The sequence below is a fragment of the uncultured Parabacteroides sp. genome (genome assembly GCF_902493135.1).
Lineage (GTDB): Bacteria > Bacteroidota > Bacteroidia > Bacteroidales > Tannerellaceae > Parabacteroides.
Genome location: NZ_CABUOD010000004.1, coordinates 1 through 23,388 on the forward strand (window position 1 = coordinate 1; position 23,388 = coordinate 23,388).

Sequence of the window (23,388 nt, forward strand, 5' to 3'; positions counted from 1 at the left end):
TTCTTCATCATGTCGACTTAAACCACTCTCGCTCGAATGCGGGTGCAAAAGTAGAGATTTACAATATACGATCCAAATATTTTAGACTCTTTTTTTCGCCTTTTTTGACGGACAAGAAAAGGTATTATATGGTACGCATGTATGAGAAGTAAAACGACATTTTTTAAAATAACCCACTGTTTTTCTATTTTGATCCTCAAAAACGGATGATTTTGAGTTGACTTTTCTCCGCTAAAATCCTTCTTTTTGTAGCATACGCGTAAAGGACCTGCGACCCCGCCTCCAAAAACACACATTTTGTCAAGTAGACATCCTCTATCCTGCACATTCCGATAAACCTTACCCCCGGAGAATCGAATATTTGAATCCAGACAGGGGATCCGTACGGAAACAGACAAGAAAATAGGGGCTGTTTTTGGGAAGATCAGGCACTTCATTTCCACAACGACCGTCTCCATCCCTTTGAAAAAAATACCCTGTAAGTTTAAGGGACAATACCTCCATATTTCCGAATCAATACTTTTAGTTCCTCAACAGATAAATCCGCCGGAGATTTTCCCTTCGAACAAGCCAAAACCGCTGCTGCTCCTGCCGACTGCCCCATTCCCATGCAAAAAGCCTGTACCCGCAAAGCAGAATTGGCTAACCGATCACTACTAACACAGCGGCCTGCAACCAAAAAATTACGACTACCTTTTGGTATTAGTGCACGCAAGGGAACTGTAGCAACTACTCCTTCAGCCAAATGCTTTGGTGAGACACCATGTGTAACATGTAAATCTATAGGATAATAAGAATAGGAAAGAGAATCGTCAAAAATCTTTCCTTCTATGTAATCCCGGTGAGAAATTTGGTATAGGCCATCAATCCGGTAAGTTTCGCGAATCGCAGTTTCAGCTTGCATTTTTTTTATTCGTGCATTCTCACATCCCGGCAAAGTACGTACAAAACGAAGGGCTCTCAATAAGGAAGTACGCCCCTCAATATTGGCCCGTGTATGTAACTCCGAGGTTGATGAATCCGCGTTCAATACATGTTGTGTAGCCAAACCTCCTTTGACCGTCAGAAGTCCTTTTACTCCTGCATATGCATCTGTCTTTAGCAACACCCCTCCTTTTAAAGCATCATCAAATTTATTTGAAAGATCTGAAAAATCCAAAGATGATAAATCATACCCTTCCAACTCAAAGATTAAAGAACCCGGTTGTACTTCCTCTTCCTTTAAACGTCTATATCCAGCCCCTTCGTTACCTTTATGATTTCTGCAGCTTTGCCCGTTCTTTTAAGCTCCAACCAGCGTTTACCTTCCACTTGGAATTCATATCCACGCTCCTTCATAATCAAATCTAATAAGGCATTCACAGACGGACAATCCGACTGCTTGTAATCAAATTCAGAGGCAACCATCGTATTCCGCCCATAGGCCCGACGCCGAATTTGATTGACTGCCTCCAAAGCCTCAGCCGTAACTTTCCCGTTTTCCATCACTAAGGCTTCTGCATAGATCAATAATAAATCCGAATATCCGTAAACAGGATCGTCATTAGCTCCCCCAGCCTTGCTAATTGCATTTTTATCAATGAACTTCGTGCAGACCAAAGTGTTTGTACCTAAACCAAACTCTACGGGACTCCAGAGCTGCTTCCTCAAATCCCTGTCATCCCATTCCTTATAAACAGGATTCGTCAAATCGCCATATATTGCATAAGCTCCTCCAAACGGAAAACCACCCGTCTCAGGAACTCCTCCCCAATTACGAACCAGATGAAAATAGACGAATGCCCACATAAATTTTGCCTCTGCAACAAAAACATCAATATCCGGATTTCCTTTCGGGGAATTCTGAATCACAAGGTTTGCACAACGTATACTGATAAAAAAGCTCTTCCATATGCCGGAGACTCTCGTTATATTCGTATCATTTAACTTCTTATACTCGCCGATTTGTGTCCAACTTCCACGTCCATAAACAAAATCGGAGAGGCACTCCAACGTCGCTTCATACACCGACATTTGAGTGGTTTTCCACCGTCCGTTTACTAATGTTCAGACTTGCAGCAATCTTCTCGTTATCAAGGCCATCGACGCGGCTCATACGAAAGATCAGCCGGCGCTGCGGAGGCATTTGTTCCACTTTCAGATCAATCAAAGCCTGCAATTCGCGGACAAAGAGCAACTCTTCCGTATTTTCGACAACGAGCGGACGGAAGAGTTGTTCGGCATTTTACATATTCATCCTCCTTTTCCATAATAGCATCTTTACCCCGGCAAGCTATTCTACCGTCAAGACCTGTTCACCGGACTTAAGTTGATATTCTTTTCCTTTCCAAACGAATACACCATCCGTTCCCGCGGGCAATGCCAGACGTGCCGTCAGCTTGCCCTTCTTATCGAGTTTGTAGGAAGCAGTCACGCTACCCGCCGGGTGCGGCATCGTACCTGACACCTCTTTCAGGTCACCCAAGGACGGAGCGATGCGGACAGACTTGAAGCCCGGCGCATTGCTGTCTATACCTAACAAGATACGGAAAAACTCAATGTTCGGACTGGCTCCCCAGGCATGACAATCGGAACGGGTCGGTTCGGGCATTTCCGCCCAAGTCGTCAGCCCCAATGCCATCTGGTCCCGCCAAATCTGCAGATTGTCAAGCAGGCGGTCTCCCATACCGGCAGCCTTCAACGCCTGATGCACATAATAACGAAAATAGATTGTCGCCTGTATCAGCGACGGATCGTTCAACGTACGCTCCATCACCCCCATGGCCTCCCCGCCCGTCACGATACCTGCCAGTATAGCCAACGAATTGACATGCTGCGAAAAACTACGGTGATCGTAAGTATCGGCAAACAATCCGCGGGCAGCATCCCAGTATTTCGCCCGGATCGTTCCCCGGATCGCAGAAGCGATCTGCGTATAATGATCCGCCATCGACGGGATGCCGAAAGCCCGTTCCATGCCGGCAGCCGATTCGAGCGTCAGGATATACATCAAGTCCTGAAAAGCAGAATTGCCCTCCTTTTCACGCACAGGTTCGCCCGACTGAAAACCGGCAGCCCAGTCGGCAAAGAACCAATGCGGCACATACCCCAGGCTATGATCCGGCTTCAACCACTGCTCGTACCAAGAAAGTATCCCGCGATAAGCAGGCAGCAAAGTCTTCATATATGCCTCATCCCCACGGTACATCCAATAGTCATGCCCCATACAGATCCACCAAAGCGAGAAGGAAGAAATGAACTGGTGCAGGCTCGACGGATAACGACTCATCGTAATCCCGTCTGCCACGACCGACTGCCGTCCCTGCTCGATTGCATTCTTCACCATATAAGCATCATGCGTATTATATAAGGTAATCATCGCCTGGATGCGGGTATCACCGAAATACTGCAACTGCTCGTAATAAGGGCAATCCATATAAGTCTCGTTCGCACAGAGGCGTGCCGTATGCCAGCCTATCTCAAGCATCTTGTTCAACTCGTCGTGTCCGGGTGCAGAAAAAGCAATCTCGCTCCGAAAAGGATAAGCGGAGAACGTACCATAGACATCTTCCAGCACAAGCGGTTCGTCGGCGGTCGAGATCGTCAGATCCACATACCGCCACGTACGCCACCAAAGAGTGGTAAAATCGCGCCCCTCGCCCCCGTCAGCAATTACTTTGTCTTCATATCCTATGAATCTTTTGCCCTCCACCTCATCACGGTTTCCTTTTGCCGGAAGCGAATAAGATTTAGTCGTACCCTGCTCTTTGCCTTCATAAAGAGCTTCGGCATAGGCAATCGCAATTTCAGCATCCTTGCCGCGGCTGAACAAAAGAGAAAGATAGCCCGTTGTCAACTTGCCGTTGTCAAGCAGGAGATGCACCTTGCTATTCGCAGGAACCGTCAGTGAAGTTTTTGTTTTCAAGAATCCGGCAGGCGCCTTCACCCCTTCGGAGATACGCACAGCCTCAAAACGTTCGGGCAGCAAGTCCATCGGAGGAATCGGACGAGGCACAAGCAGGCGTCCGGGATAGTCACGCGATCCCTTCGCTCCCCCCTCGATACCTGCACGGGCAGGCAGCCACTTGCTGTCATCATAAGCAGGCTGTTCCCATCCCCAAGGATACTCCGATGCAGAGAGTAATTCACCTGGCCCCGCCACATAGTAGCCTAAGACAGGCTTATGCCAGGGAGCATAGGCCTCGTTCTTCATGCACAGCCAGGAAGCATCCGTATTGACCACAGCCTCTACCTCCGTATTCCCTTGCAGGAGAAATCCGGTCTGATTAAAGCTGATCTGCGCAACCGGCTTCTGTTCGGCGTAATTCCAGACCATAGCCGCCAGCACGTTTTGTCCCTTTTTCAGGAAAGGAGCCAGATCGACCGTTTCAAAATTCCAGTTATAGATATCCCCACGTGCCGGTCCGAGCGAAACAAAACGGCCGTTCAGGTAGAGCTTGTAACGGTTGTCAGCCGTCACATGGACGATAAAGCGGGATGGGACTTCACCCAGTTCGAACGTCTTGCGCATGTGGTAGACGCCATACACATTGGCAGGCTCTCCAGGCATGGAAATCCAGTGCGCTTTCCAGCGTCCGGCAAGGAGTTCGGGATTGATGTCTGCTTGCCGGTAACCTTCCAAGCGGATCTGGGCGCCAAGCGACAGGCTGCAAAGCAGAGAGAGGAAAATCAGTACACGTGTCTTCATACAAATAACTCCGGTTCGCGGCGGGCACTAAAATTCTTATGCAACATCGCCGTATAAGGCGTATCGAACGTGCGAGCGCCTTCGGGACATTCCTTCACACAAGCACAGCACTTGATACAAGTCGCCGGATCACTGAACATGCGATCATCGACAATCGAAATAGCCGATACGGGGCACACGTCGATGCAATATTCGCATTGCGTACACAAATCCTCATCCGTCACAGGAGCCTGCGGCGTGGAAGGCCCCTTCACCTTGTAGGGTAAATTCCCTTTCACCTCCAATGGCTTCAAACAGGAAAGTTCGTCCACCTTTTCGAGTTTCTCCTTGATGGCCCGTCCGAAGCTGACCGCAGCTTCATGGTCGGCATCATCGGGACGCCCGGCAGCAATGGGCATATCCTTACGGCTGAAAGAATGCTCCCCGATGAAAGCAGCTGCCGAAACAAGGACAAAGCCGGCATCGACTAACGTGTCGGACAATTCCTTCAATGCATCCTCGTAATCACGGTTACCGTAAACCACGACCGGAACTACCGGAGCCTGATGGGCATGGAAAACACGAAGTCGCTCCATCGCCGTCTCCGCCACACGCCCGCCATAGACGGGAGCGGCCACAATGGTCAGTTCATCATCATGGATTTCAAGCTCTTCCGTCGGGGCATCGTAAGTAATGTCCGACTCCAACAGGACGCTTCCCCCCAATCCCTCCGCAATCGCATAGGCAGTCTTGGCTGACGTATGCGTCGGGGAAAAATAAATGATATGTACGTTTTTATATTCCATTTTCCTTATTTTAAAGCAGCTTCAATCTTATCCATCAGTTCCGCAAATTCCTCGTCGCTATAGCCTTTGGTGGCATATACCACTTTACCAGTCTTATCCACCAGATAGCTCCGAGGGATCAGGTTCTTGGCAAAAGCGCCATAGACCGCCCGGTTCTTGTCCGGATAGAGCGGGAAGGTGAAACCTTTCTTTTCGTTATACTTCTGCAACTCGGCGTCCGTATGCTCGCGCCCGATCACCAACAAGGCGAAATCTTTGTTGTCCTTATACTTCGGCCAAAGCGTCTTCTGCACCTCGGCAAGTTCCTTCTGGCAGGGAGGACACCAGGTCGCAAAGAAATTCACCAGGATCACTTTCCCCTTCAACGAAGCGGAAGGCGTCTCCGTGCCATTGTCGTTCACAATCGTAAAAGCCGGCATCTGCTGGCCTACTTTGACGATATCACCACTCTCATCCTGCGCTTTCAAGGCGAAGGCTACGAGCGCGAAAAAGGTAAGGAATAAGTACTTCTTCATGTTTTTCTTATTTATATTTTTTCAGAAAGGCGTTCCGGCTACCGGATTCGTTCAATATTGTCAGGAGAGGCGTTTCGGCTATCGCCCCTCTCACTGACATTTTGATACTTTATCTCAAATTATTGGCCACATCATAGCCGGCTTTCAACGCTTTGAGGTTCATTTCAACGATTTCCTCGCCTTTCCGCCCGAAGATGCGTCGGATACCATCGGCTATCTTGTCATATTCGATCCCTATAAAGGGTGCGGCGGCCCCCAACATCACGATGTTGGCCGCACGTACGGACCCCACCTCTTTGGCGATCGCTTCCACATCCAGCACGACCTTGTGCGGCAATTTCTCCAGTTCTTTGTTCACTTTCTCCACCTCCGGATAGTTGGGGATATTGATGAACGGCTGCGAATTGGTCACCAGCCACCCGTCCTTCTTCAGATAAGGCAGGTAGCGGAGCGCTTCCATCGGTTCGAGCGAGATGATAAGGTCGGCCTGTCCTAACGGGATCAGGTCGGACGCAATCGGTTGGTCGGACAGGCGGAGGTTGGACTGCACGTCGCCCCCACGCTGGCTCATTCCGTGAACTTCGGCTTGTTTCATGTACAAACCTTCTTTTAATGCGGCTTCTCCGATAACGGCAGCGATGGAGAGGATGCCCTGTCCTCCCACACCGGATAATATGATGTCTGCTTTCATTTCTTGCTTGCTTTTTTCTTTCTTGTTAATGTCTGGATACATTCGCGGCGGGGGATCAGGACGGATACGCCTTTATATTCGATCTCTTCGCGGATGATCGCTTTCATCTCGTCGTAGTTCTTCTTCAAAGGAACCATGACACGGATATGGGCCGGATCGACACCGATACCGGCACAGATCGATTCGAGACGGCCTGTTCCGGCAGAGTCTTGTCCACCGGTCATGGCCGTCGTCTCGTTATCGGAAATGACGATCGTAATATTCGTGTTCTCATTGACGCAATCGAGCAAGCCGGTCATACCGGAGTGTGTGAATGTCGAGTCGCCGATCACCGACACAGCCGGGTAAACGCCCGCGTCGGAAGCTCCTTTGGCCATTGTGATAGAGGCTCCCATGTCGATACAAGTGTCGATTGCCCGGAAAGGAGGCAAAGCGCCCAGCGTATAACAACCGATATCACCGAACACTTTGGCGCCTTTGTACTCGGCCAGGACTTCATTCAGCGCTTCATACATATCGCGATGTCCGCAACCCTGACACAATGCAGGCGGACGTTGTTCGACCACTTCCGGAGTGGCATAATAGCTCTCGATCCGCTTGCCCAGCGCCTTACCGACAGCATCGGGAGTCAGCTCGCCGTCGCGTTGCAATGTGCCGTCAAGACGGCCGTGCACCCGGATACCGATACTGAGAAAACCTTTCAGTTGTTCCTCGACCACCGGATAGCCTTCTTCGAGAACGAGAATTTCCTTGCATTCGCTGACGATCTTTTCGACCATCTTGCGGGGTAACGGGTACTGGCTGATCTTCAATACCGGATGTTCGAAACCGTCGGGATAGTTCTCGGAAAGATAGTTGAACGCAATACCGGTCGTGATGATGCCGAGATCCTTGTCCGGTCCGTCGAAATAAGTATTATAAGACGAGGCTTCGGAAGAAGCGGTAAATGCATCCTGCGCCGCGATCAACGTCTTGAAGCGTTTGCGGGCAAGTGCCGGGAGAAGGATGAAACGCTGACGTCCGTCTTCGGGCGTATGCATTTCGTTTTCCATCTTCTGTTCGCGTCTGACCACACCTGCACGGGAGTGAGCCATACGGGTGGTGATGCGTACCAGGACAGGATAACCCAGTTTTTCGGATAATTCGAACCCGTCATATACCATGTCGTATGCCTCCTGCTGGCTGGACGGCTCAAGCATCGGGATCATGGCGAAGTTGCCATACATACGGTTGTCTTGTTCATTCTGGGAAGAGTGCATCGAAGGATCATCAGCCGTAATGATGATCATACCGCCATTGATGCCGCTCATGGCAGCATTCATGAAACAGTCGGCGGCAACGTTCAGCCCCACATGCTTCATACAGCAAAGAGCCCGCTTGCCTGCGTAGCTCATCCCCAACGCCGCTTCCATAGCAGTTTTTTCATTCGCGCTCCAACGGCAGTGAATGCCCCTTTCCTTTGCGACGGCCGAACCCTGTACGAATTCGGTTATCTCGGTCGAAGGGGTTCCCGGATAGGCATACACACCGGACAGACCTGCATCGATAGCAGCTTGTGCCACGGCTTCATCCCCTAAAAATAGATGTTTTTCCATGTAATGTTTATTTTTGTTTTAACTGATTTTCGTATTATTTCTCCACAAAGATAAGACTTTTACCCATACACGCAACAACCGCCCTGCATGGGATTTTAGTTTCATAGGCATGGAACTAAAGTTTCACTGGCATGGAACCCAAGTTTCTTGCCGAGAAACTGTTTCCGCATTGCTTACCGGATCTTCCGCCTGTTCAGTTCCGCCCGGTAACGGTTGGCATTACGATTATGCTCGGCAAGAGTGGCGGCAAAGTTATGCCGTCCTGAGAAATCCTCCTTCGCACACATATAAAGGTAGTTATGCTTCATGTGGTTCAGCACGGCATCCAATCCCTTGATAGTCGGGATGCGGAGCGGTCCGGGAGGAAGTCCGGCATGTTTGTAGGTATTGTAGGGAGAATCGATCTCCAGATGCTCGAACAGGATGCGCTGAAGGGAGAAATCGCCCACGGCAAACTTCACTGTAGGATCCGCCTGAAGAGGAATGCCACGCTGCAAACGGTTAAGATACAAACCTGCCACAATGGGATATTCGTCTGCTGCAGCCGTTTCTTCTTCCACGATAGAAGCAAGAATGGCGACTTCGACCGGTGTCATTCCGATTTCTTTCGCTTTCGCCAGACGGGTGTCATTCCAGAAATTCTTATATTCGCGCTGCATACGCTGCATCAGTTTTCCGACGGAAATATTCCAATATACTTCATAGGTATTGGGAATAAACAGCGTAAGGATCGTCTCCGTCGTAAAGCCCAATGATGCGCAGTAAACGGAATCATCAAGCAAAGAGAGCAGATCATCCTCCCCGATCATCAACTGCCCGGCAAGCCTTTGGGCCAGATCCTGCTTGAAACGTATATTATTAAAGGTGATCCGAGTGGCTTCCTGATGTCCCCGACGCAAGTTGTTGAGCAATGCCAGGTTATTCATCCCCGGCTCCACGGCATAACGTCCGGAACGCATATTGTCAGGATATTTCAGCACTCCGGCAAGCAGCTTGAAACTCCCGATACGCCGGCAACCGGCAGAGTCGACCAACTGACGGCAGAGATCGCCAAAATCTTTCTTCTCGTCAATATAGACATATACGGTCTTGCGCGGCTCGAAATCAGGAGCAAGTATCAAACGGTATGCCCAGAATCCCGCACCTGCCAGCAAGAGGACTATTAACGAGAGGATTCCAACTATGAGAGTACGCTTTCGCATCTTCTTTTTCTCCATATTATATATAGTCTGCTGTATATCAGAACCGGCCACAAAAATAATATCTTTTTCCCGAATGCCCTACCTCTTTCCGACTTATTCCGGCCACAACAACCGGAAGAGAAAAAAACGCTCACTTTTGCAAAGTTGAAATCCTCTGATTGCCAACTATGTGCAAGAAGGAACCTTTTTTCTTTAAAAATAATGCACCAAATGCTTTGTATATTTAAAAACTTAAGCATATCTTTGCAGCGCAATTCAAGGAAATGAAGCGCGAAACTCATGGAAGTGTGGGTGAGTGGCTGAAACCACCAGTTTGCTAAACTGACGTACTCGTTAGGGTACCGGGGGTTCGAATCCCCCCGCTTCCGCTCCAAAGGCTGTCGATCGAAAGGTTGGCAGCCTTTGTTGTTTCAATATCCATACCGGATCAGGAAGATCCCGGCCCAGGATCAGCCTCAACTCCAAAGGAAGACAAACAAAAAAAGGCTGCCTTTACAGACAGCCTTACGGGTGAAAAATGGGACTCGAACCCACGACCCTCGGAACCACAATCCGATGCTCTAACCAACTGAGCTATTCTCACCATGTTTATCTTATCGAGTGTTTATTTCTTTAAGACGGTGCAAAGATAGAGGTTTTATTTTAAACTGCAAATAATTCGGAAACTTTTTTATTCAAAAATATACTCTCCGACCTCCTTATTATTACCTTTTAGAAACAAACGCGTCTTATCAACATACCTAATTAATGCAGAATCGACTGAAAAAGAGGAATTTTGTTTCTTTTCCGACCAAGAGGCCGCCGGGACGACCCGAATATCTTCTTTTCCCCGTTTATTCTTATACCGGGAGGAATAAATCAACGAATATTGTGCGGAAGCAATGTACCGGCGCAAGCCTTTCCGGCCTAAAACGACTTTCACCATGACGCCTCCATCGGTATGCTCCCGGCTCATGTTCGATATAAAATTGCCCAATGAATAAACGACCAGCCGGTCGGGAGTACCCTCCTTCCCTCTGCGGAGTTCCATCGGCTGGACAACATGCGGATGACTGCCTATGACCAGATCGACCCCCTGCCGCATCAGCCAATCGGCCAGTTCGCGCTGTTTACGGGAAGGCATCCGGTCGTATTCCAGCCCCCAATGCATATTGGCAATGATAAAATCCGGATTAAAGAGCTTGGCTTCGGCAATATCGGCCTCCATTATCGCCCTATCGATATGATTGACAATCCGGGGCGTATCGACTTTCAGACCGTTGGTGTCATAGGTATAATTGAGCATGATGATACGGAAATCCTTCTTACGGAGCAACATCGGGTAGGTGCGGTGGCGGTGATCGCGGTCGAGAAAGGTTCCGGTATGACGTATTCCGAGAGAGTCCAGCGTCTGCATGGTACGGACAAGTCCGCGGGTACGCCTGTCCAAACAATGGTTGTTGGCTAACAGGAAAAAGTCGAAGCCTGCTTTTTGCAAGGCCAAAGCGAAGTCTTCCGGAGCGCTGAAAGCCGGATAACCGCTATACGGCTCCCCTCCCAACGGGACTTCGAAGTTCACAACGGCAATATCGGCGGCTTTCACTTCTTTCTCGATATTTGCAAAATAACCGCCCAAATCAAAAGAATCTCCCCTCCGGGTATTGTCGAGTTGTCTCTGGTGCATCATGGCATCACCGGCAAACAAGATTGTCAGCGAGTCCTGAGCGGATAAAGACAGAAAGCTCAAAAGACAAAACCCGGAGAGGAGGATTTTCATTTATAAATCTCTTTCTTTCCGGCTAAAAGCGTATTGCGCATCAAAGAGATGATGGTCATCGGCCCTACACCACCCGGAACCGGCGTGATATAAGAACACTTAGGAGCGACCTCGTCAAACTTGACATCGCCCGTCAGCTTAAAGCCGCTTTTGCGAGTTGCATCCGGCACGCGTGTCGTACCCACATCCACGATCACAGCCCCTTCTTTCACCATATCGCCTTTCAGGAATTCGGGAACGCCCAACGCCACAATGATAATATCGGCACTCAGGCACATTTCCTTCAGGTTTTCAGAACGGCTGTGGCAAACAGTGACCGTGCAATCGCCCGGATAGGCTTTCTGCATCATCAGGGTAGCCATCGGCTTGCCCACGATATTGCTGCGTCCCAACACTACGCAATGTTTACCGCGAGTCGGGATCTCGTAACGTCTCAACAGTTCCAAGATACCGGCCGGAGTCGCCGAAACGAAACAAGGAAGGCCGATAGACATACGGCCGACATTGATCGGATGGAAACCGTCCACATCCTTGCGGTAGTCGATCGCCTCGATAATCTTCTGTTCCGAGATGTGTTTCGGCAGCGGGAGCTGTACGATGAAGCCGTCCACATCCGGATCGTTGTTCAGTTCGTCCACTTTGCGAAGAAGTTCTTCTTCGGTAACATCGGCTTCATAACGGATCAGAGACGATTTGAAACCGATCTCGTTACAGGTCTTCACCTTGCTGGCGACATACGTTTCACTTCCCCCGTCATGGCCGACCAATATGGCAGCCAAATGAGGGATCTTACCACCGGCAGCCTTGATGCGGGCCACTTCTTCCGCCATTTCCTGCTTCATCCGGGCAGAAACGGCTTTTCCGTCCAATAGCTTATACTGCTGTTCTTCCATGCTTTATACTCTTTTCGGGTTTATCTTTTGAATGAAGGGAATTTCTTGCTTCCCGGTTTGGCTGCTGTCAGCATACGCATCATCTTGCGTGTTTCATCGAACTGCTTGATCAGCTTGTTCACTTCCTGAATCGACGTACCGCTGCCTTTGGCGATGCGCTGGCGGCGCGAACCGTTCAGGATAGCCGGGTTGACGCGTTCTTCGGGAGTCATGGAATAGATGATCGCTTCGATGCTCTTGAAAGCATTGTCGTCGATATCGACATCCTTCAACGCCTTGCCTACGCCCGGAATCATGGAGGCCAGTTCTTTCAGGTTACCCATCTTCTTGATCTGCTGGATCTGCGAGATGAAGTCGTTGAAGTCGAACTGGTTTTTGGCGATCTTCTTCTGCAGGCGTTTGGCCTCTTCTTCGTCATACTGCTCCTGCGCACGTTCCACCAGCGAAACGATATCACCCATACCGAGGATACGGTCTGCCATACGTTCGGGATGGAAGATATCCAAAGCATCCATCTTTTCGCCCGTTCCGACGAATTTGATCGGTTTGTCTACCACCGTACGGATAGAAAGGGCGGCACCGCCACGGGTATCACCATCCAGCTTGGTCAGCACCACGCCGTCGAAGTTCAGACGTTCGTTAAATTCCTTAGCGGTATTCACGGCATCCTGTCCGGTCATGGAGTCGACCACAAACAAGGTTTCATCCGGTTGGATAGCACTCTTGATTGCAGCGATCTCTTTCATCATCTGCTCGTCGATAGCCAGACGGCCGGCGGTATCGACAATCACCACATCGTTGCCTTTCGCCCGTGCTTCGCGGATCGCGTTCATCGCGATCTCCACCGGATTCTTGTTTTCCAGCTCCATGTAGACAGGCACTCCTACCTGTTCGCCGACCACGCGCAACTGCTCGATAGCGGCCGGACGATACACGTCGCAGGCTGCCAACAGCGGCTTTTTATTTTTCTTCGTCTTCAGCAGATTCGCCAGCTTGCCCGAAAAAGTCGTTTTACCGGAACCTTGCAAACCGGACATCAGGATGATCGCCGGATTGCCTTGCAGATCCAGATCGGTTGCCGTTCCTCCCATCAGTTCAGCCAACTCGTCATGCACGATCTTGACCATCAACTGGCTGGGCTTAACGGAAGTAAGCACGTTCTGTCCTAATGCTTTCGTCTTTACCGTATCGGTAAAACTCTTGGCTACTTTATAGTTTACGTCGGCATCGAGCAACGCTTTACGCACGTCTTTCAATGTTTCCGCCACATTGATTTCCGTGATCTTGCCTTCACCTTTCAACAGTTTAAACGATCTGTCTAACCTTTCGCTTAAATTCTCAAACATAATTCGTATGTATATTTATTTTATTTCCTATTCTTTGAATGAGGGGCAAAGGTAAGAAAAAGGGATGAATAAAGCAGAGCTAATAGACAGAAAACTTAGACACAGCCTTTTCACTGACACCAATATACACTCTGGGGGCCATCTCTATCGTATTCAGACCTTCCCACAAAGTACCGGAATAAACGACTTTTCCTGTCAGATCATAAATTCTGAAACGGACGGATTCATCACTTTCCACACAGACCTTCCCTTTCATTCCATAGCAGACCAGCGCATTCGACTTCACCGGTACAGAGGTAATCGAAGTAGCCGCATCCGAATAAACTTTCACGTCATCGATCAGGAGCAAGCCGGCCTCCATTTCACCTTCGAAGGCAATCTGGAAATCGGTACCGGTAGCAGGCAGGTCGATTCGATGCTGTTTCCAACTGTTATTGACATCGGAAAGCGTAGCCAGGCATTGCCAATCAGCTTGCCCGAACTGCTTATACAACACTTTTAAAGTTCCTTGCTTTGAAAACACGGATTGATTCTGATACATAAAAAACAGGAATGCCATCCCTCCTCCCCCACTTTTAATGGCAGGAGATACAACACGTGCAACAGCCAAAGGCATAAACTTCCGTTCCATTTTCATCATCAGATATTGTATTCCCTCGGCTGCATCGGGCATTGTAGGAGTCAACAAACTCGGTTTATGAATTTCCCAAAAAGAATCTCCTTGCAACTGTTCATCAGACCATGCCAATTCTTTCCCTTCAAAACCCTCCGAAAAAACGATCGTCTGCTCATCGGGAGATTTCTCCTCGACAACACGAAAAACAATATTGCCTTCCTCGTCCTGCTCGATATTTTTCAAACCGACATCGGCAAAACCACCTCCAGACGAAAGGGCAGCCGGTACTGTCCACGCAGTAAATTCTTTCGAAACAGACCCGCCTGGGAAAGGGCATCTACGACTGTTCACATCACCGTAAGAAAGCGGATTTATTTCCGGAACAGCATAATCAGAACCTGCACAGACAGGATAGCAAGTCTGAGGAAATGCAGCATTTATGGTATTATTGACAGAACGCTGTGTTATCTGAGGCAGAACATGATAAATAACGAGACCTTCACCAGGCAGAGCTTCATCGAATCCTATTTTCCGACGATTCTCCAACAAAAAATAATCGTTTTCCGTATCGGTCTCTATTCGATATATTTTATCACTCTCAAGAGAAGGTGGTAACACGATCTCTTCTTCCCTCCCTTCCAAAATTACACAGTTGGTCCAGCCGAACCCCGTTTTCACATAGGGATTAAAATGTGCAGGAGATATCCCGTCGGCATTCCAACTTCCTGACGCCATCAGATCCCATTGTCCCGTCCCGGAATATTCACCGTTCGTCTCATAATCCGTATCATAAAAATCCATAGCCCCGAAAGAATGTCCCATTTCGTGACAATGGACACCGATCCGGGATATACCATGCCCCTCGTTTCCGCGCAATTCGGGAGCACAAGAATAACCCGTAATCTTAACGTCGCCGACTTTCAGCGGTTCCGCAAAAAGGGCTTCATGAGACCAGACCGCATCTGCCGGTCCGCCGGCCTCCTCCCCATAGCCGGCAAAGATGATATGGATATTATTAATATATCCGTCATGATCCGTATCGTAGTCGGCAAAATTTATTTGAGAAGAAACTAAATCCAATGCTTCCATAAACAGCTGTTCAGGATGTTCATCTTGATCGGATCTGTCATTTCCACCATAATAGCCCATACTCCGGGAAGCAGTGTAGGGGCCAAAAACATCACAGGTCAGATTTAACTTTCCATACGAATTCTCTCTATAAAAATCTTTTACACTTCCTCGCGCTCCATCTTCCCCGTAGTTCGCCTGGTTGAACAACGCATTAAAATCCCCCTGAGATTTCTCGAACTTCAAGTCTTCAAACTGCATCAATATGACCAACGCCTTCAATTCTCCGGCAACAGGAGAAAGCGGTTCCACCGGTCTATTCCGAGCCAACTTCAACAAGTTGGATTTCTTTTGAACCTGCAGCCGCTTAGGTGTCCTCCGTAAAAAATCTGTCAGTTCTCCTGAACGTGCCGCCGAAAGCCTCCACCGGGAAACGCAAGTTTCTCCCTGCGGATTCACAGCGGCATAGCACCATTCCCCCAGGCTGTCGCGCAAAAGGGTATAGCCGTCTTCGGTCATCGCCCACTTGCCACGTTCATCGCCTTTTAGCCGCAAATACACATAAGTGCCATCAGCACAACGGCTCCTGACCAATCCCGGATAAGCCGAAACGGCATAAGTTGCAATACAGGTCCAAACAAAGATCAAGGACAACAAACTTTTATGAGCCGGAAACTTTCGCTTTTTCATATTCATACGAATTAAAAATAGCTGTTTCCTTCAGAACGGATCGTCCTTCGGTAACAGCTATTTATCGATTATAATAAGGGAAAAGTCTATTTTTTCTCCAAAACATAAACACTTGAGCCCTGTGTCAACATCAACGTATTACCCGTCCGCTGAACAGTGAAGTTTTGTACTTTTGTAGAATCCACATACCAGAGTTTCAATGTTTTTTCGGACGAAGAATAAGTATATTTAAAGTTTTGTGTCCCTGAATTAGTTGTAAATACACCTGTTCCGTCGGTCTTAAAATCGAATGATACAGTATCATCGGTAGTATCATACCACAGACCGGTGATTGTACTTTCATCTATAACCTTGTCATCATCGTCATCCCCGCAAGAAGTAAACGCCAACGACATCGCCATTGTCATGACGATCATCAATAAATAAGTAAACTTTGTTTTCATACGCTGTTTGTTTTTAAATTAGTAATATGTTTATTTCCTTTAATTCTGCGCCGGCAAAGATAAATTTCGCTTATGAACAAAAAAATCAGATAAAACATCACAATCAGATAAAAAGCCGTTATCGATTGTTATCCGGCTAAAAAAAGATGCTATTTGGATATTTGTATCTTCTTTCCGATACCTGAGATGTGGAAAATATAGATTCCGGGGCAATTGACAGACAAAGAAATCGTCCCTCCATTCGAGACTCCACCGGAAAGCAAAACGCCTGCCAGGTCATATAATCCGTATGGTTACCTTCTACATGGATTTCTCGACCGTTTGTTCTCAATTGCAAACTTGCGCGATCGATTTTCTCATTGGCGGTATGGTCGATTTTACGCATCAAGATCTGGTAACCATGCAGAAAGAATTCGCAATCGTCCGTAAAACAAACCAGTTTATCCAAATCGGATTCGGTCGGCATATAACCGTCCGTACCCTGTGCGACCAGGACAGACGAAGCCGCGCCAGCAACCATATTCTCGTCGACCAGGACATTCAAAGTGTGCTGAAGCGGATCGACAAGATTAATCAAACCTTTCACCGTCTGTCCCTCTCCCAGATAAATCCCGTTTTTGACCGGCACTTTCCCTGAAAGTTTGAAGGGCGAGAAAGAACTGATCTGTCCGGTTATTGCTCCATCTTTCACAAAAAGTGAACCGGAATTGGAGATATGTCCAGTTATCGCACCTTCGCTTACGACCGAACTCAACTTATCTATAAGAATCGTACGAAGATAGTCGGATATGGACACGATCTGTGTAGCCAAACCGATTTTCAGATATCCACCGTTTTTCACACTCAACAGGATAGAAGCGTTTGTCCATTCTCCTCTGATCACGATATCGCTCAGAGCCAGGCCACCCTTATTTACGATAATACCGGCATCGCTGTTTTGCGAGACCAATGTCCCGCCTCCCCCCAAACCGATGTATTTGCCGTCCACATCGACAGGTTTTGTCAAAGGGACTTCCTGCTCAACAACGACTTCAGAAGGTGTTTCTTCCGTTCCGGCAGGCAGTTCATCTATTTTTCCGGAGAGGTCGTCTTCGGTTTCGATGGGAGGTTCGGATTCGCCTTCACCGGCAAAAACAATATTCCCATCTCTTAGGGCAAAACTGTGTTTCCCCGAATAATCATGAAATTTTGCGACATCGCCCCACGTCGGGATATAATCAGAAAAAGAACTATCCAAAGTGGCTATGATTGTCCCGGCTTCACCGAATTTGGATACTGTTAAATCGTTTTTTAATGCAGAAGACAGTATTAATTTGGATTTGGATCCACATAAATAAAGACATTCTCTTATAAGAGCATCATCTCCAATATATATATTATTGAAAAGTTTATCAGATTCATTAAAATCATATACTGTTCCGACACTTCCTCCCCAAAGATGAACACGGCTACCACTATCAATACAGACTTCACCATAAATTCCTTTATTACCATGAATTTCACCTCCCCCTATAAACAATGACCCAGTCCCAACCCGGATACAACTGGCATACACATCATTACTGACAAAACCTTTCTCTATTATGGTCCCTTCATATATGCACAAACCAGCACTACCGTTCCCTTCATTTATATAAATCAATGAATTTTTAGCCTCATCTCCAGATCCTGAAATCGTAATATTGCGCAGTAACAATGTGGAGTTATCTTTAATCATAATTAAAGACCCATTATTTTTACCCTTAGACTGAACGATACGCCCATTTGTCAACAAAATAGACTTGTGGTGAGACCTATCACCATTTTCATTCGAAACAGTTAAAGAAGATACGGTATATGTTTTACCTCTTAAGTCAATAACCAATTCTTGATTTACTTTTGCATTATCAATTAACCCCTGTAAGTATTCCTGATCGGTTTGCGCCTTCGAGATCTCAGGAATAGTTAAAATAAAAAACAATAAAATCAGATACGGAGTGATTCCCCTATACATCCGTGTTTTACCCTTATATTCCATAACAGATATATTTAATGTTTACATCGGCTAAAGTAGAACATCCGAAGGAATATCAATTCTTACGTCTGGGGCTTACAAAGTTATCCGGTCACTTTCAACAGTTATCCGGTAAAACAAAAAGGTTATCATGGAACAATTAATTTAAAAGATACTTAAAATAGAATAGTGATATAAAATTATAAGACCTCTCAAAGCAGCCGTTAACACGCCAACACTCTCAATATGAGAAACTCATTTTGAGAGTGCTGGCATACCTTTGCTGCAAAATTATAAATAATGAAAACTGATTATCAACAGCAAGTAATCAATAGAATCAAGTTGATTCGAGAGAGCAAAGGATTTTCACAGCTTACATTTTCAAAGTTGTTAGATATTAGTCCTGGACAAATGGGCAATATTGATAGTTGTAAACAACCTCACAAATATACACTTAAACAAATCTTGAGAATTTGCGATTTTTTAGAGATAACTGTAGAAGAAGTCTTTTTTGCAAATGACGACAGAAGTAGGATGTTTTCAACAAGAGATGTTATAAATGCGATAATCAAATATCAAGATAAATCATTATAATTCGAATGGAATAAAAATATGACGTTAAAAGACACAGAAACACTTCGGGAAAGATTGCAAAATAGTTGCGACTTATTAATTCGAAGAATAGGGCAAATTCAAATTGGCTCACCAGACTTATTCCCATATGGCTGGAGAAAAGCAGCTAAAGGAAGAACCGTTTGGAGAATCGTGGAAGAGGTAATAACTCAAAATCTTGAAAAATATCACAATGATTTTAATTTAGACAACATACACCCTTCTGATTCTGAAGTGACTGTGTATGATATGAAATGCGTATATGGGAATTGGGATGCCTATATCAACATTAAATCCGCGGTAGTGGGTGGTAAACGGCAAAAAGATGATATATCTAAAGCTGATGGATTGAAAGCCTTTTATGCAGACGATATAGACAAACAATTTTTTGTTGCAACTTTCTTTATTCAGTTTAATGCCAATATGAGTATAGAAATAACGAAAGCAATTGTGTTTCCAATAGCGTGGATTCCTGATATATATGTAAATCCAAGCAACAATGGTAATTTGCAATCTGCCTATTATAAAGATTTAGGAGATGCAGTAAAGAGGACTAATAATCAATTCGTTCCGTTGTTATATAATGCTATTCAAATAGCAGAAAAGAAGAAACAAGAAAAGAAGAAATGATTTAGGGAAGTCAAACACACTTCCCTAAATTTTTACTAAAATAAGTCACATTATCAATAACTATATCATTTAATTGAGTCTTCTGAAATACTAATTTATCAATACCTTCTATTGCTTGTTCGGAAGCAATTTTATTATCTCTCACAAGTTGGGCAATTCTTGCAAGAACGTTCTTTTCATTTTCGTCAAAATCTAGTATAGGCAAACAACTTACATATCCAGATGTTACCATATTAGAGCGAATCAAGACTCCACGGATAAGATAAGTTACCAATGAACTATTCAAATAAGATAGTAACCAATTAATATCTTCTTTAGGAGGATATATGGTAGGGTTTACACCCGTAACGGCATCTGCAGGAAGATATACAGCACTAAAAGGCAAACCCATTGATGAACAAGCAATTCCTTCATTGAGCAACAAACTACGATTGCGTACAATAAAATTTTTATCACTACCATGGACTTCTAAATAGTTATTGATAAGAAAGGCATCTTCTTTGGCTACAAATTTGCGGCTTGCAGGATTCTTATAAAAAGGGATACCATATCCATCTTTCTTTTTAACGGATAAATAATGAGAATCGTTACCCGTTGATATACACGTAACACATTTATACAAATCACCTAAGGACGGATACTTATGAAATAGTCCCACAATTTCTTGGTTGACACCAATTAGAATTTGATTGGACAATTTGTTACATTTCAATAGCAAAGAATCGATAGATACTTCCTTCAAGGAATGATTGAGCAATACATTCTTAAACTCCGAAATGCTATTAGACCTATTTGATATTTGTACATTCGACTGATATTTTTTCCCTTTTTGAAGTATCACGATACAAGTCCTAACATCAGCATGTTGACTCCAAAATAAGTCCGTAGGGCAGAGAATTATCTGATGAATAGAACAAGTGGACAATATTTGCTCTCTTAACTTTGAATGGTAATTAGAAGTCAGAAAAGAATCAGATATAATAACACCAATCAAGCATCCTTCCTTTGCCATACTAATCATCGCTGACAAAAAAATGGAATACATATTATATGCGCCAACAGGGAATAAACTGTTCAGCCATTTTTTATTCTCCTTTATATAGTTTATTTCATGGCAATTGTATGGAGGATTGGCAATCATATAATCATATTGGGTTGCATTCGCTGAAAAGAAATTATTATTCACAAAGTCCGCATAAACCTCGATGAAGTTTCTCTGACAAAATTTCGACATATTATATTCGCAATGCTTTATAATGTCGTAAGAATCGATGGTTTTACCAGATTTGTAGAATTCTTCCAATAGTTCTTCCCTGCCAACAGCTGGATCTAATACTAAATTGCCATTTGGATTAATAGATAGCATTTCTTGTGTTAAATACTTAGCGACAAAAGAGGGTGTTGAGTAATACCCAACTTCACGTTTGTCTATCCCATTTTCCATTACTGTTTTAACTTTTCTCGCCATGCTAGCACTTAGTATTTATTTGATTAGGCACAAGTAACTCTCTCACATCAATATTCAGAATTTCTGCAATTTGATATAGAACAGGTATTGGAGGTTGAATTTTATTAGTCGCATAGAGATTTACCATATTGAAGCTTTTACCAAGTCTCTCTGCCAATTCTGTTTGGCTGATGCCTCTTACTTCTAATATCTCTTTTATCTTGTTCATAACAGTCACCTTTATTACTTATTGCAAAGGTACACAATTTTGTTTGGTATTCGCTATTTTCTCAAAGATTTGTGAAAGAGTTATTTGATAGCATAATACCGCAAACAGCTGAAAATCGCACGGTTGCCAAATTGTTACCGCTATTTTTCAAATACTCCGTTAAGTCTTTAGTCCTCATTTCACCAAACCGTATTCTTCCCCGAAACAGATTGTTCAGATATTAAAGACACGGGGTATCATCAAGCGAATATGCCTTGTCTCCATACACGATAAGCACAGCACTCTTTATCTCGTCGGCGTATGCTATCAAAGAAAAAGTAAAGATATGCCCGTTAAAAAAGCGGGATCACGTAGCAAAGATTTGAGTGGTAAGAAAACGAAGCTATAACTGGCCGACACAACGACTATAGATTACAATAACCCCAGATTAGCCTATATTCTATCTCGGGTAAAATTCCGGAACGATTTGATTTGACTTTTTGCCGGCTTTTAGCCGGAATTGGTAACGATTAAAAAAACGTTGTTGGCGGAAAACAAGAAAACGATGTCTTTTTGTAATCAGATGGGAGAAAGAACGGATATTGTGGAAAACCTGAACTCATGGAGAATCGCCTATAATAAAAAAAGTCGGGACATTTCCCGTATATCTCAAACCGATTCCGGGACTTTCCTGCCACGACGACCGTCCTCGTTACCTTTACGACCGTCTTCGTCGCCATCAAGACGGTCGTCATGCCATATATACTGCACACTTCATGGCAATCGCGACCGTCTTTGTGGCAAAAAACTGCGCATCTCAAGTGATGAAGCCCTTCCTTATCCTTAAAAAGCCGGATTTCACGCCCATCATTAAAGAATGTATTTTATTGTCAAGAAACCGGTATTATACAATAAGTCCTCTGTTTTACCACTAATAAACAAGAAAAACAAAACGGATCAATCTGCATTTACGATACAAATATTAGCGGATGTGACTATAATGATCCTTTTCCTTACAAGGAAATAGCCTTCCTTATAAAAACCGGATCGTTTCCTCGCTCAAGCCGGTACACTTTGCGATGGTAGCCATATCTACCCCCGTCTCTTTCATCCTGACAGCGACTTGGCGCATGCCTTCGGCAAAACCTTTTGCCTCACCTTCGGCAAGACCTTCCGCTTTTCCTTTCGCCTCACCTTCTGCGATTCCTTCCAGCCTGGAGGTGTAGATCGCGTTGTTCTGGATGTTGATGTCTTCGAGGTGGCGGATGTAGACGAGGCGTTCGGCGGGCGACATGGAATAGAATTTCAATTTCTCGCGGGCTTCCTTCAGGCCGGGAACGGTCGTATCCGGACGGATCGTGCCGTCTTTCAGGTATTCCATCCATTCGTCCAATGGCGTGAGGGCCACTTTGTCGAACTCGTTCACGCGGATCAGGATATATTCGGGGAAGATTTCGGCGGGGAGGCGCGAGACGAGGACATTGCGTTCGCGCTCGTTGACCCGCAACTGGTCGCCCGTATGCACGCCGACGAAATGGTTCTGGCCGTGATAGATATAATCCGTCCCGATACCGATGTCGAAATAGAGGACGCTGATGGAGTAGACTTTCTTGATCTTGTCGTAGTCTTCACCCAAAGAGATGTGTTCGGTGATGGCTTTGGCCACGCCGTAGAGGATGCGTTCGAGGTAGTTTATCTCGCGGGTGTTCTGGATCTCGACGATGATGATCTCGCCTTTGCTGTTGAGCGCCTTGATGTCGACGCGGTTGAACTTGTCGTCGGCGCGTTCCTGGTTGCCCTCGCTTTCGAGGATCTCGACGATCTTGATCTCTTCGTTCAGCATGACGGTCAGGAAACCGTCGAGCACATCGAAATTGGCCTTCTGGCGCAGCAGACGCTTGATGGCCCAATCAAAACGGATATACCTGTCCTGCAACTCTTTTCTTTCCATCTCTTCCATGATTTTCAGATCCGACTCTTCCTTTTTCATAGTTACTGTTTTTTATTTGTTATGTAATCCACAAATATATGCATTATTTATGAACAGGAGGATGAAACGGGAAAAATGTTTCGGATTATCTATTGCGAACTTAGTGTTATTTCTTACTTATTGTACGATTTATCCAAATACCCGTTGGTCTGGATTGAAACAATAGCGCATGAAATTTGATTTTATACCCCATATATTCCAAATTACCCGCACGGGTAACT

The 23,388-nt window shown here is 45.8% G+C and carries 18 protein-coding genes, 2 tRNA genes and 2 pseudogenes; 3 read left to right on the plus strand and 19 right to left on the minus strand.

Translation table 11 applies throughout. The features are described 5' to 3' along the window. Positions 1 to 484: 484 nt before the first annotated feature. The 9 genes and pseudogenes from RDN79_RS02690 to mltG form a co-directional block, all read right to left on the minus strand. A pseudogene (locus tag RDN79_RS02690) lies at positions 485 to 1,198 on the minus strand (FAD-dependent oxidoreductase); the annotation flags it as partial. A gap of 23 nt (positions 1,199 to 1,221) precedes the next feature. After that, positions 1,222 to 2,013: a RagB/SusD family nutrient uptake outer membrane protein gene (locus tag RDN79_RS02695; RefSeq protein WP_298551862.1), complete on the minus strand. Its 792-nt coding sequence runs from the start codon at positions 2,011 to 2,013 to the stop codon at positions 1,222 to 1,224. After that, positions 2,000 to 2,182 (minus strand): annotated as a pseudogene (locus RDN79_RS02700) (sigma factor-like helix-turn-helix DNA-binding protein); the annotation flags it as partial. The pseudogene RDN79_RS02700 and the gene RDN79_RS02695, both read right to left, overlap by 14 nt. Positions 2,183 to 2,272: 90 nt before the next feature. Further along, a complete protein-coding gene (locus RDN79_RS02705) occupies positions 2,273 to 4,687 on the minus strand; it encodes an alpha-L-rhamnosidase C-terminal domain-containing protein (RefSeq protein ID WP_298551861.1) in 2,415 nt (804 codons plus the stop codon). Then, the gene (locus RDN79_RS02710) at positions 4,684 to 5,472 is read right to left on the minus strand and encodes a 4Fe-4S binding protein (RefSeq protein ID WP_298551859.1); all 789 of its coding nucleotides are present in this window, start codon (positions 5,470 to 5,472) and stop codon (positions 4,684 to 4,686) included. Before RDN79_RS02710 ends, RDN79_RS02705 begins: the two co-directional genes overlap by 4 nt. Before the next feature lie 5 nt (positions 5,473 to 5,477). Then, positions 5,478 to 5,987, minus strand: a complete 510-nt coding sequence (locus RDN79_RS02715) for a TlpA disulfide reductase family protein (protein WP_298551857.1) — start codon at positions 5,985 to 5,987, stop codon at positions 5,478 to 5,480. Between the two features lie 109 nt (positions 5,988 to 6,096). Further along, a complete protein-coding gene (locus RDN79_RS02720; RefSeq protein ID WP_298551855.1) occupies positions 6,097 to 6,678 on the minus strand; it encodes an indolepyruvate oxidoreductase subunit beta in 582 nt (193 codons plus the stop codon). After that, the gene (locus tag RDN79_RS02725; protein WP_298551853.1) at positions 6,675 to 8,273 is read right to left on the minus strand and encodes a thiamine pyrophosphate-dependent enzyme; all 1,599 of its coding nucleotides are present in this window, start codon (positions 8,271 to 8,273) and stop codon (positions 6,675 to 6,677) included. Before RDN79_RS02725 ends, RDN79_RS02720 begins: the two co-directional genes overlap by 4 nt. A 173-nt stretch (positions 8,274 to 8,446) precedes the next feature. Then, on the minus strand, positions 8,447 to 9,475 hold the full coding sequence (gene mltG, locus RDN79_RS02730) for an endolytic transglycosylase MltG (RefSeq protein ID WP_374044475.1): 1,029 nt from the start codon (positions 9,473 to 9,475) through the stop codon (positions 8,447 to 8,449). 281 nt (positions 9,476 to 9,756) lie between these two features. Here mltG and RDN79_RS02735 point away from each other — a divergent pair. Beyond that, positions 9,757 to 9,843: transfer RNA gene (locus RDN79_RS02735), tRNA-Ser, on the plus strand. A 141-nt stretch (positions 9,844 to 9,984) separates the two neighbouring features. Here the strand turns inward: RDN79_RS02735 and RDN79_RS02740 are convergent. The 7 genes from RDN79_RS02740 to RDN79_RS02770 form a co-directional block, all read right to left on the minus strand. Next, positions 9,985 to 10,058 (minus strand) — tRNA-His (locus tag RDN79_RS02740). 87 nt (positions 10,059 to 10,145) lie between these two features. Beyond that, the gene (locus tag RDN79_RS02745; RefSeq protein ID WP_298551850.1) at positions 10,146 to 11,231 is read right to left on the minus strand and encodes a CapA family protein; all 1,086 of its coding nucleotides are present in this window, start codon (positions 11,229 to 11,231) and stop codon (positions 10,146 to 10,148) included. Next, the gene (gene folD / locus RDN79_RS02750; RefSeq protein WP_298551848.1) at positions 11,228 to 12,124 is read right to left on the minus strand and encodes a bifunctional methylenetetrahydrofolate dehydrogenase/methenyltetrahydrofolate cyclohydrolase FolD; all 897 of its coding nucleotides are present in this window, start codon (positions 12,122 to 12,124) and stop codon (positions 11,228 to 11,230) included. The genes RDN79_RS02745 and folD overlap by 4 nt, the downstream gene beginning before the upstream one ends. 20 nt (positions 12,125 to 12,144) lie before the next feature. Further along, the gene (gene ffh, locus RDN79_RS02755) at positions 12,145 to 13,470 is read right to left on the minus strand and encodes a signal recognition particle protein (RefSeq protein WP_298551846.1); all 1,326 of its coding nucleotides are present in this window, start codon (positions 13,468 to 13,470) and stop codon (positions 12,145 to 12,147) included. Between the two features lie 79 nt (positions 13,471 to 13,549). Beyond that, positions 13,550 to 15,844: a M6 family metalloprotease domain-containing protein gene (locus RDN79_RS02760; protein WP_298551844.1), complete on the minus strand. Its 2,295-nt coding sequence runs from the start codon at positions 15,842 to 15,844 to the stop codon at positions 13,550 to 13,552. Between the two features lie 86 nt (positions 15,845 to 15,930). Further along, positions 15,931 to 16,287 carry a DUF5640 domain-containing protein gene (locus tag RDN79_RS02765; protein WP_298551843.1) on the minus strand — a complete coding sequence of 119 codons (357 nt, stop codon included), beginning with the start codon at positions 16,285 to 16,287 and terminating at the stop codon, positions 15,931 to 15,933. Between the two features lie 136 nt (positions 16,288 to 16,423). After that, positions 16,424 to 18,304, minus strand: coding sequence for a hypothetical protein (locus tag RDN79_RS02770; RefSeq protein ID WP_298551841.1), 1,881 nt, complete (start codon positions 18,302 to 18,304; stop codon positions 16,424 to 16,426). A 276-nt stretch (positions 18,305 to 18,580) separates the two neighbouring features. Between RDN79_RS02770 and RDN79_RS02775 the strand changes: the two genes are divergently transcribed. Then, on the plus strand, positions 18,581 to 18,874 hold the full coding sequence (locus RDN79_RS02775) for a helix-turn-helix transcriptional regulator (protein ID WP_298551839.1): 294 nt from the start codon (positions 18,581 to 18,583) through the stop codon (positions 18,872 to 18,874). Between the two features lie 18 nt (positions 18,875 to 18,892). Next, positions 18,893 to 19,522 (plus strand): hypothetical protein, encoded by a 630-nt coding sequence (locus RDN79_RS02780; RefSeq protein WP_298551837.1) that lies wholly within the window; start codon positions 18,893 to 18,895, stop codon positions 19,520 to 19,522. A 10-nt stretch (positions 19,523 to 19,532) separates the two neighbouring features. Here the strand turns inward: RDN79_RS02780 and RDN79_RS02785 are convergent, their stop codons facing one another. The 3 genes from RDN79_RS02785 to RDN79_RS02795 form a co-directional block, all read right to left on the minus strand. Then, positions 19,533 to 20,990, minus strand: a complete 1,458-nt coding sequence (locus RDN79_RS02785; protein WP_298551834.1) for a class I SAM-dependent DNA methyltransferase — start codon at positions 20,988 to 20,990, stop codon at positions 19,533 to 19,535. Position 20,991: 1 nt separating this feature from the next. After that, the gene (locus tag RDN79_RS02790) at positions 20,992 to 21,198 is read right to left on the minus strand and encodes a helix-turn-helix domain-containing protein (protein WP_298551833.1); all 207 of its coding nucleotides are present in this window, start codon (positions 21,196 to 21,198) and stop codon (positions 20,992 to 20,994) included. A 1,012-nt stretch (positions 21,199 to 22,210) separates the two neighbouring features. After that, a complete protein-coding gene (locus RDN79_RS02795; protein ID WP_308572853.1) occupies positions 22,211 to 23,167 on the minus strand; it encodes an Rpn family recombination-promoting nuclease/putative transposase in 957 nt (318 codons plus the stop codon). Between the last annotated feature and the right edge of the window lie 221 nt (positions 23,168 to 23,388).